The organism is uncultured Methanobrevibacter sp. (assembly GCF_937906425.1).
Classification (GTDB): domain Archaea; phylum Methanobacteriota; class Methanobacteria; order Methanobacteriales; family Methanobacteriaceae; genus Methanobrevibacter.
This window is the reverse complement of record NZ_CALCYR010000099.1, coordinates 1-15,954: the sequence shown is the minus strand read 5'-3', so window position 1 is coordinate 15,954 and position 15,954 is coordinate 1. Positions and strand designations below refer to the sequence as shown.

Genomic DNA, 15,954 nt, shown 5'->3' with positions numbered 1-15,954 from the left:
AATTTTTTGCATCAATGTGTAATTTCAAGTGTAAAATGAGGGTTTCTACAAGACCTTATTTTTAATTAAAAAATCTATTTCATGATTTATTTTTATTTTAACTTATTTTGTTGGCTATTTTTCTTTTGATAATATCATTGTAATATCAAATTTTTTTAGATATTATCATTGTAATATCATTTAAAATAAAACTTATATATAAAGAAATTTATATTTTATAATAATATTGATTATAATTAAATATTTTATTTAATTAATAATTATTACTTTTTTAATAATTTGTAATACTAACAAATATTTTAAAATTATTTTTGTTTTAAATATTGTTTTTTGCTTTTTATTAATTGTACTGAAAATGTGATAAAATGGATCTAACAAATATAATCATAATGTTTTTCCTAACATTTCTCTCCACTGTGGTCTTTACATGGTTTGTAAGACACACATTAAGGGATGCAGATGTTTCAGATAGTCCTATCGTAAGTGAACATAGACATAAGGCAGGAACTCCTACAATGGGAGGAATCGCTTTCCTTTTCTCAACTTTATTCATAGTCTCTATCTATTACAAAAATGCGGATATTCTAATCATCTCATTCATTATGCTTACCGGTGGGGTAATGGGAATGCTTGACGACTTATTAGGCCTTAAAATCAAGGAATATCAAAAGGTCGTTAAAAACATTAGCGATGAAGTTGTACCTATTGGACAGCTTGACTTAGGTCCTAATGAGGAAGCAAGGATCACTACTGAAAAGGCAAAAAGAGAAGTTAACGGTTTTGTTGAAGATGGAAAACTGGAAATAGTCGCTGAAATTCCAATCAAGTATGAACCAAGTGAATCAGTAAAGATCATTGTTCAATTGTTGCCTGGTTTATTTTTAGCTTTAACCGGTGTGCTTACACATCTTGGAGGATTTAGCTTAGGTTTGCTTGCATATCCGGTTGCAATCATAGGTATTTTAGGTTCAATCAATGCAGTAAATCTTATTGATGGAATGGATGGTTTGGCTGCAGGTATTGTGGCAATAGCTTCATTTTCATGTTGTCTATATGGCTATTTATTTGGAGCAATGAATGTTATTCCTCCATTTGCCATGTTAACCGGTATCTGTCTTGGATTTTTGGTCTTTAACAAATATCCTGCAAGCATATTTATGGGAGATACAGGATCCTTTGTATTGGGAACCGCTTATGCAGCAGCAGTTTTGGTCTGTGACATTCCTTACTTTGGAGTATTGGCTTTAGCAGTACCTATCGTATCCACAATAATCAGCCTGATGCACAGGGCTCACATTATCAATTTGCCTGTGGAACCCCTTCACCATACCTTGAACTATAAGGGAATGTCTGAGATTAAAATCGTTTTAAGCTATTGGTTATTGACTGCAGTGGCTTGTGCTTGTGGTTTACTTATTAAATATTTCCTATTTTAATCTTTTGATTAAAAATATTCTTTTTTTATTATTTTAAATTCTTTTTAATCAATTAAATTATTATTAAATCATTATTATTTATTATTATTCATTATTATTCATTATAATTCATTATTAATTCTTTAAACATTAGAATTATTATTTTAAGCTAATTAATTCTTATAAAAATTACAATTATTATTTAAAGTTAATCAATTCTTAATACATTAGAATTATTATTTTTAGCTAATTAATTCTTATAAAAATTATTATTTATTATTTTAGAAAATTTTAAATCATTGTTTTTTTAAAAAATCATCATTTATGAGGATATTATGTCAGAAAGATATTTTTTAAATGAATTGGCAGATTCTCTTTCATCAATGAAAAGCTTTCCAATTGATGATTTGGCAGAATCTCTTGATGGTAAACTCTATGGAAATGATTCATACAATTCTCCAAATGGATTTACAGGTATTTTTGAAACCTTGAATGAGGCTGTTGAAGGAGATATTGTAATAAGGCATTGGATTAATGGAAAAGGTGTTGAAATAGCAAAAGAAAAGAATATTGCTTGTCTTATAACCTTAAATCCAACTGAGGATGCAATTGAAAAGGCCTGTGAACTTGATTTTCCAGTTATTGTAGTCAAGAGAATAGAATTTGCAAATGCATTTGCCCTTAAATGGACCTTGGACAATCTTGTTCCCAAGTCTAAACGTGCTGTAATCAGCGGAACCAATGGAAAGTCAACCAGTTCCCATTTGATTTACCATATCCTATCAAATGCAGGATATAATGTGTTTACAAACACTGATGCAAAGTCTGAATTCAATACCCTGATTGATCCAATGGTTGCAAAGCTTATCTCTGAAGAGGTTTTAAAGAATCAGGATGAATATTTGGCTGATTTGAATATTGAAAATCTTAGGGATTTGGATTTCATTGCAGACATTCCAAACAAGACTGTCTTTGACTATATTGTGGTTGAGGTTTCCGAAGTTCAAGGCTGGGGAAGCGACCTGATGAAAAACCATGCCCTTATCATGTCCTCTGCAATCAATCCTGATGTTGCTGTTGTTACAAACGTTGCAATGGATCATATAGGTCTTGTAAATGATATTTCAGAGGTTTTTGATGAAACCTCAGGTATTGTCAAGGCTACCGGCAAGGGCGGAGTCGTATTGAACTTTGATGATGAGAATGTATTGAAAATGAATGATTTCGTTTCTGAAAATGCCAAAACCTATTATACATCAATGGATAAGGAAAATATCCTTGGCTCTGACTTTGATGATGATAAAAAGATTTATTTTGATAGGGAAGAAAAGGTGATTGTCTATGATGGAGAATCTATTTTAAACTATGATGAACTTCCATTTACAGGCGAACACTTTATAAGAAATATACTGTCAGCCATTTCAGCATGCATATCCCTTGACATTCCAATTGAGGATATTGTTGATGGCGTTAAGACTTACAGGCCTTTAAGCCGCAGATTTACACGTCTTTATGATGAGCCTATAATCATTGATGACTTTGCACATAATCCTGATGGGATAAAGAATACTGTTCGTGCCTCATTTGACTTGGCAGAGCAATTGGATAAGGGAGACTTATATGTTGTCTGTGCAATTAGAGGCTCTCGTGGAAAAACCTTGAACGGCTTGAATTCAGAGGCTTTGGCTGAGATAATCAAGGAATTGCGCCATAGAAATGATGATGAGATTGAAAGTGACAGCACCACCAAAAAGAGGGAAATTTATCTTGTTTTATCATCAAGTATTGATGTGGTGGACAGTAACAATTATGTTGAGGACTTTGAAAGGGAAATATTCCTGGCTAATCTGGATAAGGAACATATTAGGTATATTCATTTCAATAAATTGCATGGAGCTTTAGGATATACCTTGAAAAATGCCTATGATGATGATATTGTTTTATTGATAGGGGCTCAGGGAATGGATCCTGCTGAAGATGTCCTAAAGGAAATCTTGGAAAATTAATATTTTTTATAAATGAATTTTAATAATTAATTTTTGCTAATAGGCATCAATAAGGGTTGTTAATATGAGTGAATTCTGTTTTAGCTTTTTGGAAAATCAATTCCGGGATATTTATCTTGACTGTGCAAGGATGGATAAGAATCTTATTGAAGGGGATGGAGTTGAATCTATTCTAATTGCTGGAAGAATAGCTGAAAAAGTAACTAAGGCAATATTTGACTTTGAATCAATTAGGGAAGTTCCTGAAAGCCAATATAAAAGAATTCAAATGCTGGCAAATGCAAATATTTTGCCGAACAATATCAAAAATGACCTTTCCAATCTCAGAAGGTTGAGAAATGATGTTTATCACAATAATATTGCAGGGGATGGAGCCGGAGGCTTTAAGAATTCAAGAAACCAGCCAGTCAAATCCTATGTTCAACGTGGCGGATTAAGGGATTATAAGACTGGATTCAATAAGAAAAAGGATTATTCTATTAAGTCAAGTTCCAGCTCTTCAATAAATTCCTCTTCTTCATCCAAGGATTCTGCAAATTCCAAAAAGTCCGGTTTGAAGACCAATTCTAATTTTTCAAGCAATTATTCTGCAAATCCCAATTCAAGTAATTTCTATGATTTTGGTGGGGAAATAGCTGCTGCAAAGGAAGCGCATAGGGTTTGTTTCAATATTTGCGTATGGTTTTATGTTAATTATTCAGGTGATAGGGACTTTGTAAGGCCTAAATACAAGTTAAGCAGAAGAACACAGGATGCTGATTTTCTCTTGCGCTTAAAGGCTGCCATAAATGATGGGGATGAATTTGTCAACTTGAGAAAGTCTAATCCCAACAGTGAAATTATTCAAATTCTAAATGAAATTTATGTAAAGCCCATTAAGGAAGAGAAAAAAGAGGAAAATGTGTCTTATGGAGTAAATAATGCTGAATTTAAAATCCGAAAGCCGGGAGTTCCATATTCCCAATGTTTAGGCATTTCCTATGATGATGACTTTTTCATGTGGAAGGCTGAACATGGAACTAAGGAATTGGGCTTGTTTGAATCTTCCAAGGAAGCCTATGAGGCAAGGGAAAAATATATTCATAGCCTTCCAATGCCTAAGATGGTGGATGGAGATTATTCCAAGGCAAGAGGTATCAGTTTCAGCAAATTGCAGAAATTGTGGACTGCAAGCGTTAAGGGTCAGATTATATCCTATCATGAAAATGAGAATGATGCAATAAAGGCAAGAAAGGACTACCTTAAAAAACATAATCTGATTGACGTTAAGGTTAAAGGCGGTTTTAGAACAATCACTCCTGAACAAAAGAAAAAGCTTGAGGAAAAGGCTAAGATAAATGCACAAATTAAAATTGGCAAGAAGGAAAGGGAGAATGAATTAAAAACAATCTCTTCCAGTTCAAATATAAAAAATGAATTGACCAATGACTTGAAAAAATTGATTGGAGACACTAAAAGTGATTTGGCATCTTCAAGTGGCTTAAGTTATGATTCAAGCAGTGCTTCAGGTAGTTCAAGTTCAAAATCACTTTCTACTGTAAGTTCTGTTTCCCAATTGGATTCTAGTTCAAAGTCAGATTCAGCTAATAAAAATAAATCAAAAGCTAAATCAAAAACTGAATCCAAATCAAAATCTATATCTAAAGATGATTTAAAGGATAATTCCAAGAAGAATGATTTAATGGTTAAATCCACTTCAAAATCTAATTCATCTGATTCAAGTACTAAAAAGGATTTACAGCCTGATTCAAATAGGAACAAGTTAGCCTATGCAGAAGAGTTTAAGAAGGATAAGAAGGTTCATGTTGTAAATGGCATGAAGGTTTCCGCTCCAAACAAGGAAATTAAGAAAATCAAGGTTATTGGTGGAAATAGGGTTTCAGATAAAAGTAAAAGCAAATCAAAAGCTGCAAATGCTTCAACTAAAAGGTCTAATTTTGGATCTAAGAACAAATCCAAGAATAAGAATAAGGCAAAATCCAAATCACGAACAACCGTTGAGATAAGTAAGAAAAAATCTTCCAAATATGAAGGGGTTTACTATGAGGAAGGATTGTTTATGTGGAGTGCAGAACTTGATGGAAAACATTTAGGTTTGTATGCATCTGAAGAAGAGGCTCATAATAAACGAGAGGAGTATATAAAAAGTAGAAATAGTTAATTTTAATTATTTTAATCAATTTCAAGTGTAAAATAGGGGTTTTACAAGGCCTTTCTATTATATTTTTAATTTTATTTAATTTTATTTAATTTTATTTAATTTTATTTAATTTTATTTAATTTTATTTCAAGTGATACTATGATGTCTAATTTTAAATATTGTCCTATTTGTGGTGAGGAAAGAATTGGCAAGAGTCAGTTTTGTCATAATTGTGATTTTGAGTTTTTAAAAGGAAAATATATTAAATTAGATGAGGAAAAGTCTAAAAAAGAACTTAAAAAGAAGTCTAAAAGACCTGTTGAAAAGATTTCTCCTGAAGAGTTCGTAGAAGCTAATGAGAATATTAAAAGTACACATAATAAAATTAATCTTTGCATTTATAGCTACCTTAATAGTTTGCCAAAAACTCAATTAAATGGCTTGGATATTGAGACTTTGTTTTTAGATCTTGATAAATCCAATGCAGATTCTAATGATTTAAAGGAAATTATGGAAAATATTGAAAAATTTGCAGTTGATGATGAGTTTGCATTGTCAAAAATAAATTTCATCAATTGGATTGATGACAATAGAGGTCATTTCCCAGGTTTTGTATTGAATCAGTATAGGGCTCCACTTCTTGCAGATGTAAACAGTATCGAAACTCTTGTAGCATGGGACATTGAGGAAAATGAATTGAACAGTCAGTTTAAAAAGATATTGGCGGATTATTTGGAAAAAGAGAAAGAGTTTTTAAATCGTTTGATTTAATTTTTTTAAAATTAATTAAATGATTTAGATTTAATTAACTTATTTTCTGTCACTTAATAGTTCTCCAGCCACTCCGATGTCTTCAGGTGGAAAAGCTTCAACTAATACAGTTATTGCTTCAATAGGTAAATTATAAGCTTCTGCTACTATTTCGCTTACTTTTTTTACCATTTCTCTTTTATCTTCAGTGCTTATACCGGGATTTCCAGAAATTCTTATTACAGGCATTTTTTCACTTCCTTAATTTAATTGTTTTTATTATGTAGTTTATATTATAAATTTATTTATATTTTCTTCTTTTCTCTTTAAATTTAATTAAAAGATGTTTTTATGGTTTTTTTAAAATAGTTTCATTTAAAAATATTTATTTAATAAGAGTAATATATAAATAAATAATAAATTTAGGGTGTAGATGCAATTTTAATAAGACTGATTTTTATAATTAACAATAAATTTAGGGTGAAAATAAAATGAAAAGGATTTTTAAAATACTGATTTTGATTATAATATTTCTATTGGCTCTTTCTGTTATAGGAAAGGTATTTTTCAGTCCCGGCGGTGAAGATGGCTCTGATTATGATTTAGGTGAGGAAACTGTAAACATTGCAGTTACAGGTGATGTTATGTTTGCTCGTAAGATGCCGGCAGTTCTTGATTCAGGTGAAAGTCCATTCAGGTATGTTGAAAATGTGACAAAGGCTGCAGATATGCTTCTTGTAAATTTTGAAAATCCTGCCACCACATCCTCAAATGCAGTTAAGGGAGATGTTCCACTCAAGGCCAATCCTAAATATGTTCCTTTGCTTGCTTCTGCAAATGAGATTGTAGTTGCATCCCAGGCAAATAATCATGCCCTCGATTATGGTGAAGCGGGAATGAATGACAGCATAAAAAATCTTAAGGATGCAGGAATTCATGTGATTGGTGCTGGAGTTAATCAATCTGAAGCCTCAAAGCCAGTTTATATTGATATCAAGGATAGAAAAGTAGCTATTTTAAATTATATGGATTCAAATAATTTCCAGGAATATGCTTCAATAATGCCTGCAGCTACTGCAAATTCCTCAGGTTATAGCGGATATGACACTGAACTTGCTCAAAGTCAGGTTGAAGAGGCAAGGAAAAATGGCGCAAGTATAATCATAGTTTATTTGCATTATGGAAATGAATATAGCAGATCTCCAAATGAGGACCAAAAGAAGATTTCACATGAGCTGATAAATGATGGTGCAGATATTGTTATAGGCGCCCATGCCCATGTAACTCAAGGTGTTGAGTTGTATAATGGCAAGCCTATCTATTATAATTTGGGAAACTTCATATTTGATCAATCAAATACTGCCACTCATGTATCCTATTTCCTAAACCTTGAATTGGAAGGGGATAATTGTACTGTAACTTTATATCCGACCTATATTTCCAATTATCTGCCTACATTCATGAATGCAGAATCTGGAAAGGCATTGCTTGCTGAATTGAATCCTCAATGCAGTCAAATGACTGTAAATGATGATGGAACCGGAACTTTAAAATTTAAATTGGGAAATATAACTGGCGCTGCCAATGCTACAGCTAATAATGGGTCTGATTTGGATTATAGTTCAGTTTCAATTAATTAATAATTATTTTTTTTTAAGGGTCTTTATCTTTGACCTAATGTTCTTTTTTTTAAATTTTTAATTGATTTTTTTCAAATTCTAATAGTTATCCTTTTGTATTTGATTTATGGTTTCTATGGGTATTTTTAGTTTTTCTGATATTTCTTCTGGGTTTGTTGTTTCTAAAAGAAGGATAATTGCTTTTTCTAATCTTTTCATTCCTTTTTGTTCTCCTTTTTTTATTCCTATTTGTTCTCCTTTTTTTATTCCTATTTGTTCTCCTTTTTTTATTCCTATTTGTTTTCCTTTTTCCATTCCTTTTTGTTCTCCTTTTTCCATGGCTTTTTCTTCAGCATAGTTTATTCTGTTTTGGATGTATGCTTTTTTTAACATTTCATCAATGCTTTCTAGTTTTATATTTTGCATGTTTAATCTCCCTAAAAATTGTTTTAGAACTTTTTTGTCATTTATCAATTTCATTGCCCATAATGCCAGACAGTCTTTTAAGACATTCAATAAATATTCTTCAGCAGATATTGTTTCATAGATTTCAATTAATTTAAACATCAGATCATTTATTTCAATGTCAATTCTACATTTTGGTAGCCAAACCAAGTCCAGGATGTCATAGACATTTATTTTTTCATGATTTTTAATTTTATAATTTATGTTGTTCAAGAGTATTTGTCCCTCAATTTTTTTAGTCATAATCCATGTCGGATAAAAAAACATTATATCATTTAAATATATTACACTTTTAATCGGCAATTCTCCAGTATAAAATATAAATGGTTCTATTTGCTTTTTTGTGATGGAAAAGAGATTAACACAATAGTCATAATTTCTTCTCAATGCATTTGAGTTAATTGAGGAATGATGTTCAATGTTTATCAGATTCCCATTTTCTCTTTTCACTACCATATCCATATTCATGTCCTTAAAATTTTCACTTACATATTTATTTGAATATTTTTCTTTTATATCATCATATTTGGTGATATGGCGAGGAAATTCTTCAATTTTTATCATGCAAATTGTGAAAATTTTATCTTCTATACGATATGGAACTTGTATTTCAGATTTCTCTTTCTTTTTTTTCTTAATTTTATTGCCTCCTAAAATTTTTATTAATCGTTGTTGGTTTTTATTTATTAATTTAAAGTATATAAACCTTTCTTTTTTGATATAAACCTTAAATAATTTGAATTTTACAAAAATATTGAAAAATTTAATTTAAATAGTAAAATTAAATTCATTTAGTAATTTTTAAAAAACATATGAAAATTTATTTATTTCGTAATTTTTTAAAAAAATTGGAAAAATTAATTCATTGGCATTTTTTTTAAAAAAATTTAATTCTGTTTTTTAAAGTCTATTTTAGGGGGAAATTAATTTTTTTTAAGGTCTATTTTTTCTAATTTTAGGAGGAAAATTAATTTTTTTTAAGGTCTATTTTTTCTAATTTTAGGAGGGAAATTAAATATTATTTGAATAAAATTAATTAAAATTCCTTAAATATAGTTTAAATTCCATTATATTTAAATATTTTGTATTATGTTGCTTTAAATTAAAAAATAAGTTCATATTGTGGTTTACTATATATTATAAATAGTAAACCTTCTTCTATATGTTTCAAATTGCAAAATATTGGTTTTTATTATTTTAAAAATAATTTAAAGCTAATTTTTGTTTATTGTGATTCTATTTTTTTATTGGTGTTTTTTGTTTATTTTTGTTTATTGTGTTTCTATTTTTTTTATTGGTGTTTTTTTGTTTATTTTTAGCTATTTGGTTTTATTTTTTATTAAAAAATTTTTTTCAATAAATTATTTTTATATAATAGAATAATGATAATTATATATGAAGTGATAAAATGCTTGGTGAAGATGAACTTAAAAAGGTTTTTCCAGATTTTCAGGATTTGGTCCAGCCTTCTGGAATTGATTTGGAACTTGATGAGATATTTGTTCAAAAGTCTGCAGGTTCCCTAATTGACAATGAAAAGAATCTTCCGGAAATTGAAGCTTTGGAAGGTCCAATTTATACTTTAAAACCGCATACTGCCTATTTGGCAAGTATTAAACGAAAGGTTAAAATTCCTAAGGGTTATACAATGTTGTATCTGCCCCGTTCAACTTTGCTTAGATCTTTTATTTCCGTTCAAACTGCGGTTGGAGATCCTGGTTTTTATGGAACTTTGATGTTTATGGTTTATAATCATGGAGATTATGAATATAAAATTAAATCTGGAGACAGAATAGCTCAAGCAGTTGTATTTCCTGTAAAGGGTTCTGGAGAGTATTCCGGTTCTTATCAGGAAAAAGAAGAATAATTTAATTTTTAAAATATTTATTTTTAATTAATTTTTTAAATTTTTTTATTTTTAAAATATTTATTTTAAATAATTTTTTTCATTTTTGAATGTTTTAAATTTATTTTAAGTAAAAAATTCTTATTAAAAAATCTTAAAAATTATGCTTACAATGATATGAATTAATAATTTTGGTATATTGGTGATTAAATGGTGGAAATTACAATAGGTCTTCCAAAAGGAAGTTTAAACAATGTAAACAGAGGTAACACTTATCAATTATTTGTGGATGCAGGTTATGAGGTTCGCGGATATGAACCTGGCAATGAATCCTATGAAATTAACATTTTAAATGATGAGGAGATAAAGGCTTACTTGACTCGTCCTCAAAGTACTCCTGTAGAGCTTAATCGTGGAATGGTAGACATTTCCATTGTTGGAGAGGATTGGGTTAAGGAAGAGTCAGTCTTAAGTGAAAATGATATTGTTAAAATTGGGGATTTAAACTACGGTGAAACTCGATTGATTGTAGCTGTTCCTAAGGATTCTCCTTATGAAAACTTATCTGACTTTTTCAGAGCAAACAAGGATAGGGACACTCCTATCTTATGTTTTACAGAATATCCAAACCTTACCAGAAAGCACATCATGGAAAATGAGGCTTATCAGGAAATCTATGGTGATGCAGTGCCATATGTTCAGGTAAGAGGTTTAAGGGATGGAGACAATAAGAAAGTTCAGGTAATCAATTCTGATGGTGCCACTGAGGTTTATATTGCTAAAGGTGCAGACTTGATTGTGGATAATACTCAAACAGGCAGCAGCTTAAGAAAGGCAGGATTAAAAGAGCTTGAAACTATTTTACATTCCTCTGCAGGTTTATACGCTGGCGTAAGCTGTACCGGTGAAAAGATGGAAAAGGCTCAAATGATTTATAAACAATTGCTTGGTGCTGTAACAGCTAAAAAGTACTTTGACGTTAAGTTCAACATTTCTAATGAATCCATTGATGAGGTGTCTGCTTATTTGGTTGAAAATGGATTCTGCAGTGCAGAGCCTACCGTAACTCATGGAACACAGTTCTCTCAAGTGAATGTCTTGATTCCTAAAAATAAATTCCCTGAAATGTTGGATGGAATTAAGGAATTGGGAGCTTCCTCAGTTATTAGAAGTGATGTAAAACAGTATGTTATTTAAATAATCTTTTTTGAGATTTGTTTTTAAAATTTTAAAATTTTTTTAAATAATTTAATTTTCTTTAGTTTATGATTTGCTTAAAAAAGTTTAATTTTTTTTAATAATTTAATTTTCTTTAGCTTTTATGATTCGCTTTTAAAATTTAAATATTTTCTATTGGTTTTTTGCTATTTGGAGGCATATAATGAATATTACAGTAGTTGGAACAGGATATGTAGGTCTTGTTACAGGGGCCTGTTTTGCAAGAATGGGAAATAAGGTTTATTGTGTGGATATTGATGAGGACAAGATCAACGGACTTAAAAATAACATTATTCCAATTTATGAGCCACATCTTGAATCCTTTGTAAAGACTTCCCAGGCTAAAAGGGATTTGTTCTTTACAACAGACATTAAAGAGGCTTTGGATGATTCAAATATTGTATTTTTAGCAGTGGGCACTCCGATGAGTGAAGATGGCAGTGCCAATTTGGATTATATATTTGGGGCTGCAGAAAACATTGGAAACAGCATTTCAAAGGATTCCATAATCGTTATAAAATCCACAGTTCCTGTAGGAACCGGATTTAAGGTTAGGGATTTGATTGAATCAATTGTCAAAAAACGTGGAATTGATGTTAATATTGATATAGCATCCAATCCTGAGTTTTTAAAGGAAGGGGTGGCTATTGAGGATTGCCTCCGTCCGGACCGTATAGTGATTGGGGCTGAAAGTGAAAATGTTTTTGAAACTCTTAAGGATTTGTATGCTCCATTTGTTTCAAATCATGACAGGTTTGTTTTGATGGATGTAAAAAGCTCTGAAATGACTAAATATGTTGCAAATGCAATGCTTGCAACTAAAATTTCCTTCATGAATGAAATAGCAAATATTTGTGAACTTACTGGTGCAAATGTAAAGGATGTTCGTTTAGGCATTGGAAGCGATAAGAGAATAGGCTATGACTTTATCTATGCAGGATGCGGATATGGTGGAAGCTGTTTCCCAAAGGATGTTCAGGCTTTAATCAATACATCAACAGAATATGGATATGAGCCTAAAATATTGTCAAATGTTGAAATCGTCAATAAAAATCAAAAGATGGTTTTATTCAAGAAGATTGTCAATAGATTTGGAGAAGATTTATGCGGTCTGAGCTTTGCAATCTGGGGTTTGTCATTCAAGCCGAATACTGATGACGTTAGGGAAGCAACATCCCTTGTTGTAATCAGAAACATCATTGACAATGGTGGAAAGATTAAGGTTTACGATCCTAGGGCTCAGGAAACCTTTATGCAAGCTATTGAGGATAAGTATTTGGAAAATATTGAGTTTTGCAGCTACAGGTACGATGCTTTGGAAAACTGTGACGCTTTGGTTTTGATTACGGAATGGAGAGAGTTTAGAAATCCTGACTTTGATATAGTTGCTGAAAAACTAAACAATAAGGTTATTTTTGACGGAAGGAATATTTACAATCCTAAAATCAGAAATGAAGGATTTGAATTGTATCAAATCGGTTGTTGATTAAATTTAAATCATTTATTTATTTATTTTTTTTATTATTTTAAGGCTTTAAATTTAAAAAATTTTTATTTATTTATTATTTTTTTATTTTTTTATTATTTTAATACTCTTTTTTATCAAATTTATTTCTCATTTTTATTATTTTCATAGAATTAAAACAATATCTTTTTATATGACTGTGATTAAAATATAATATAATTAATATGATAAATCATTATAAATATTTTTTAATTTATCATAATTAGATTAATTTATCATTATAAATTATTATTTATATTTTAAAAATTATTATTTAATGATTGTTTTTAAAAGTTTTTGCATGATGAATTTTTATTAATTTTTATTAATGATTGTTTTTAAAAGTTTTTGTATAATGAATTTTCATTATTTGCTTGTTAATTATTTGGCTTTAAGCCTATTTTTTTGGTGTCTGTATGTTAACATCTGTTCAAAAGGAAATTTTACAAACTTTAATTAATTTGTATCAAAATTCAAATGGTAAATCAATCAAGGGAGAGGATATTGCTCAGGTTATGAGCAGAAATCCTGGAACCATCAGAAATCAGATGCAATCCCTTAGGAGTTTGAGTTTGGTCAAGGGGGTTCCTGGCCCTCGCGGTGGTTACAAGCCTACAATTGAAGCATATCATACATTAAACATTTCTGTTTCCGATAGCAATGCAAATGTTCCTATTTTTAAGGATGACAAGAAATTGGATGATGTTTCAGTTGCAAAAATTGAATTTACAAGTGTTCCCCATCCCGGTGAATGTGAAGCGGTTATTAAAGTCCTGGGAAGTATAAAGGAATTGGATTTGGGAGATGTCATTCGTGTTGGACCTACCCCTGTAAACAATCTTGGCATTATTGGTGAGATTGTAGGGCGAGACGATATGGATAATATACTGCTTCTGGATATCAGCACAATCAGAAGCATTCCAAAGGCTACAGTTTATGATATTGCATCTCTTGACTTGATTTATTTAAAGCCAGGGGATTCAATCAAGGACGCAGCCTGTCTTCTTTCCAATAATCATATTGATGGCGCTCCAGTCATTACTGAAGGTGTAGCTATTGGTATGGTTTCCCTTATTGACATTGTTCAGGCATTGGCTGAAGGAAAGGAAAATGAAGACGTTAGGGATATTATGAGTAAAAGACTTTTCTTCATTGATAAGGGTACTAAAATAGCTACTGCGGTCTATAAGATGTATAAATTTGGAATCAGTAGATTAATCGTGGTGGATGAGGATCATACTCCAATCGGAATTGTTACACGTACCGATTTGATTGAAACAATTACCAATTTAAAGAATTTCCCTCTCATAGGCAATGAAGATTTGGAATATGAAATTTAATGTTTTTCATTTTCATTTGGAAATTTTTATTTTTTAAACATTATTTTTAAAATATTTTTAAAATATTTTAAAATATTTTTAAAGTATTTTTAATTTTTTTAAATTTTTTTTAAATTGGAATTTTAAAGTATTAGAATTATTTATAAATTTTTTTAAGTATTTTTAAGTATTTTTAAGTAATTTTAATTTTTTTTAAATTTTTACTTTTTTTAATTATTATTTTTATTTATTGGGGATTATATGGAAGTTAATCAATTAAATATTAAAAAAAACATGACTGTCAGTGAATTGATAGATCAATTTGATGCATCAGGCGTATTGGGTGCCGGCAGACTTGCAAGAGCCTCTAATTTACTTGTTGAAATGATAAATGATAAGGACATGGACATTTTTATGAGTCTTGCTGGTCCAATGGTTCCTGGAGGTCTTAGAAATATTGTAGGAGACTTGATTAGGGAAAAAAGAATAAAGGTCCTTATTACAAGCGGTGCAAATATAACCCATGACCTGTTGGAGGCTTTCGGTGGAAAGCATTATCGTGATTTGGGAAATGATGATGAGGAGCTTAATGATGCTGGAATAGGTAGGATTGCAGATGTTTACACATCTTCCGATGACTTTGAAGTCTTTGAAAGTGAAATAATAAAGATCTTTGAGACAATCAGTGAAAAGCTTGATAATGATGAGGACAATGGTATAATTTCCATTCAAAAGCTTTTAAGGGAAGTCGGTTTCTTGATTGAGGATGAAAATTCAATCCTTCGTCTTGCTGCGGAAAATGATGTTTCCATTTTTGCTCCAGGTCTTATTGACAGCATGTTCGGACTTCAATTATGGATGTTTACTCAAGATCACAAGCTAGTGGTCGATGCGGTTGGAGACATGCATTATCTCTCTGATTTGGTTTTTGAGTCTGAAAAGATAGGTGCAGTCATGTTGGGCGGAGGTCTTCCAAAACATTACACCCTTGCTTCCAATCTCCTTAAGGGAGGAATTGATGCAGGAATTCAAATAACAATGGACAGACCTGAAACAGGCAGTTTAAGCGGAGCTCCTTTGGAAGAGGCCAAGTCATGGTCCAAGGCTAAACATGGTTCCAATTTGGAAACTGTAATTGGAGATGTAACTATTATTTTCCCTTGCAAATCAGCCAACAGATTTTTATTTGAAGAGATTCCACTCCGAAACCAATATTCTTTTAATAATGGAATAATCTCATATTCGACAACATCTTTCAAATGAGTTGTGTCAAGTCCTTTGTCATTGCAGAAGAAGCTATGGCCTATACAAAACCCTTCACCAAGAGTGGAATCTTTAGCAATGTCATCGTTGATGTCCTCAATACGTTTTATTAATTCATTGAACAGCCCATTCTCTAATTTCTTTTGATCAGCCTGAAATGAAGGAGTTTGAAATGCTGGTTTTAGGGTAAAGAATGCAAAACGCCGCCGCGGGGCTATATCAAGCATCGCAAGACTCCTATCAGCAGTGTTCATCACTCCAATGATATAAACATTCTTGGGGATTCTGAAGTTTTTATTAGGGTAAGCCAGTTTGATGGTCTCTCCTCTATGTTTGTTTTCAATAATTGTAAAGGCTTCACCAAAAATCTTACTTAAATTACCTCGGTTAATCTCATCGATAATGAAAT

12 protein-coding genes and 1 pseudogene are annotated in these 15,954 nt (G+C 30.9%); 10 read left to right on the top strand and 3 right to left on the bottom strand.

What is annotated here, in order from left to right:
- Positions 1-365 precede the first annotated feature (365 nt).
- From Q0138_RS02650 to Q0138_RS02635, 4 genes are all read left to right on the top strand, one after another.
- On the top strand, positions 366-1,436 hold the full coding sequence (locus tag Q0138_RS02650) for a glycosyltransferase family 4 protein (protein ID WP_297980538.1): 1,071 nt from the start codon (positions 366-368) through the stop codon (positions 1,434-1,436).
- A gap of 362 nt (positions 1,437-1,798) precedes the next feature.
- Complete coding sequence (locus Q0138_RS02645) at positions 1,799-3,421, top strand: Mur ligase family protein (protein WP_346662265.1); 1,623 nt, start codon at positions 1,799-1,801, stop codon at positions 3,419-3,421.
- Positions 3,422-3,485: 64 nt separating this feature from the next.
- Positions 3,486-5,582, top strand: a complete 2,097-nt coding sequence (locus Q0138_RS02640; protein WP_297980534.1) for a hypothetical protein — start codon at positions 3,486-3,488, stop codon at positions 5,580-5,582.
- Positions 5,583-5,720: 138 nt separating this feature from the next.
- Positions 5,721-6,332: a hypothetical protein gene (locus Q0138_RS02635; RefSeq protein ID WP_297980532.1), complete on the top strand. Its 612-nt coding sequence runs from the start codon at positions 5,721-5,723 to the stop codon at positions 6,330-6,332.
- Positions 6,333-6,371: 39 nt separating this feature from the next.
- Here the strand turns inward: Q0138_RS02635 and dmpI are convergent, their stop codons facing one another.
- Positions 6,372-6,560 carry a 4-oxalocrotonate tautomerase DmpI gene (gene dmpI / locus Q0138_RS02630; RefSeq protein WP_297980530.1) on the bottom strand — a complete coding sequence of 63 codons (189 nt, stop codon included), beginning with the start codon at positions 6,558-6,560 and terminating at the stop codon, positions 6,372-6,374.
- Positions 6,561-6,802: 242 nt separating this feature from the next.
- Between dmpI and Q0138_RS02625 the strand changes: the two genes are divergently transcribed.
- A complete protein-coding gene (locus Q0138_RS02625; RefSeq protein ID WP_297980529.1) occupies positions 6,803-7,951 on the top strand; it encodes a CapA family protein in 1,149 nt (382 codons plus the stop codon).
- A gap of 78 nt (positions 7,952-8,029) precedes the next feature.
- Here Q0138_RS02625 and Q0138_RS02620 read toward each other — a convergent pair whose 3' ends face one another.
- Positions 8,030-8,959 (bottom strand): hypothetical protein, encoded by a 930-nt coding sequence (locus Q0138_RS02620; RefSeq protein ID WP_297980528.1) that lies wholly within the window; start codon positions 8,957-8,959, stop codon positions 8,030-8,032.
- Positions 8,960-9,803: 844 nt separating this feature from the next.
- Between Q0138_RS02620 and Q0138_RS02615 the strand changes: the two genes are divergently transcribed.
- From Q0138_RS02615 to Q0138_RS02595, 5 genes are all read left to right on the top strand, one after another.
- Positions 9,804-10,262: a deoxyuridine 5'-triphosphate nucleotidohydrolase gene (locus Q0138_RS02615; RefSeq protein ID WP_297980527.1), complete on the top strand. Its 459-nt coding sequence runs from the start codon at positions 9,804-9,806 to the stop codon at positions 10,260-10,262.
- Between the two features lie 189 nt (positions 10,263-10,451).
- Positions 10,452-11,438 (top strand): ATP phosphoribosyltransferase, encoded by a 987-nt coding sequence (gene hisG, locus Q0138_RS02610; protein ID WP_297980526.1) that lies wholly within the window; start codon positions 10,452-10,454, stop codon positions 11,436-11,438.
- A 184-nt stretch (positions 11,439-11,622) separates the two neighbouring features.
- Positions 11,623-12,945 carry a UDP-glucose/GDP-mannose dehydrogenase family protein gene (locus Q0138_RS02605; RefSeq protein ID WP_297980525.1) on the top strand — a complete coding sequence of 441 codons (1,323 nt, stop codon included), beginning with the start codon at positions 11,623-11,625 and terminating at the stop codon, positions 12,943-12,945.
- 434 nt (positions 12,946-13,379) lie between these two features.
- On the top strand, positions 13,380-14,303 hold the full coding sequence (locus Q0138_RS02600; RefSeq protein ID WP_297980524.1) for a CBS domain-containing protein: 924 nt from the start codon (positions 13,380-13,382) through the stop codon (positions 14,301-14,303).
- A 240-nt stretch (positions 14,304-14,543) separates the two neighbouring features.
- Positions 14,544-15,545, top strand: a complete 1,002-nt coding sequence (locus Q0138_RS02595) for a deoxyhypusine synthase (protein ID WP_297980523.1) — start codon at positions 14,544-14,546, stop codon at positions 15,543-15,545.
- A gap of 257 nt (positions 15,546-15,802) precedes the next feature.
- Here Q0138_RS02595 and Q0138_RS02590 read toward each other — a convergent pair.
- A pseudogene (locus Q0138_RS02590) lies at positions 15,803-15,889 on the bottom strand (hypothetical protein); the annotation flags it as partial.
- Positions 15,890-15,954 lie beyond the last annotated feature (65 nt).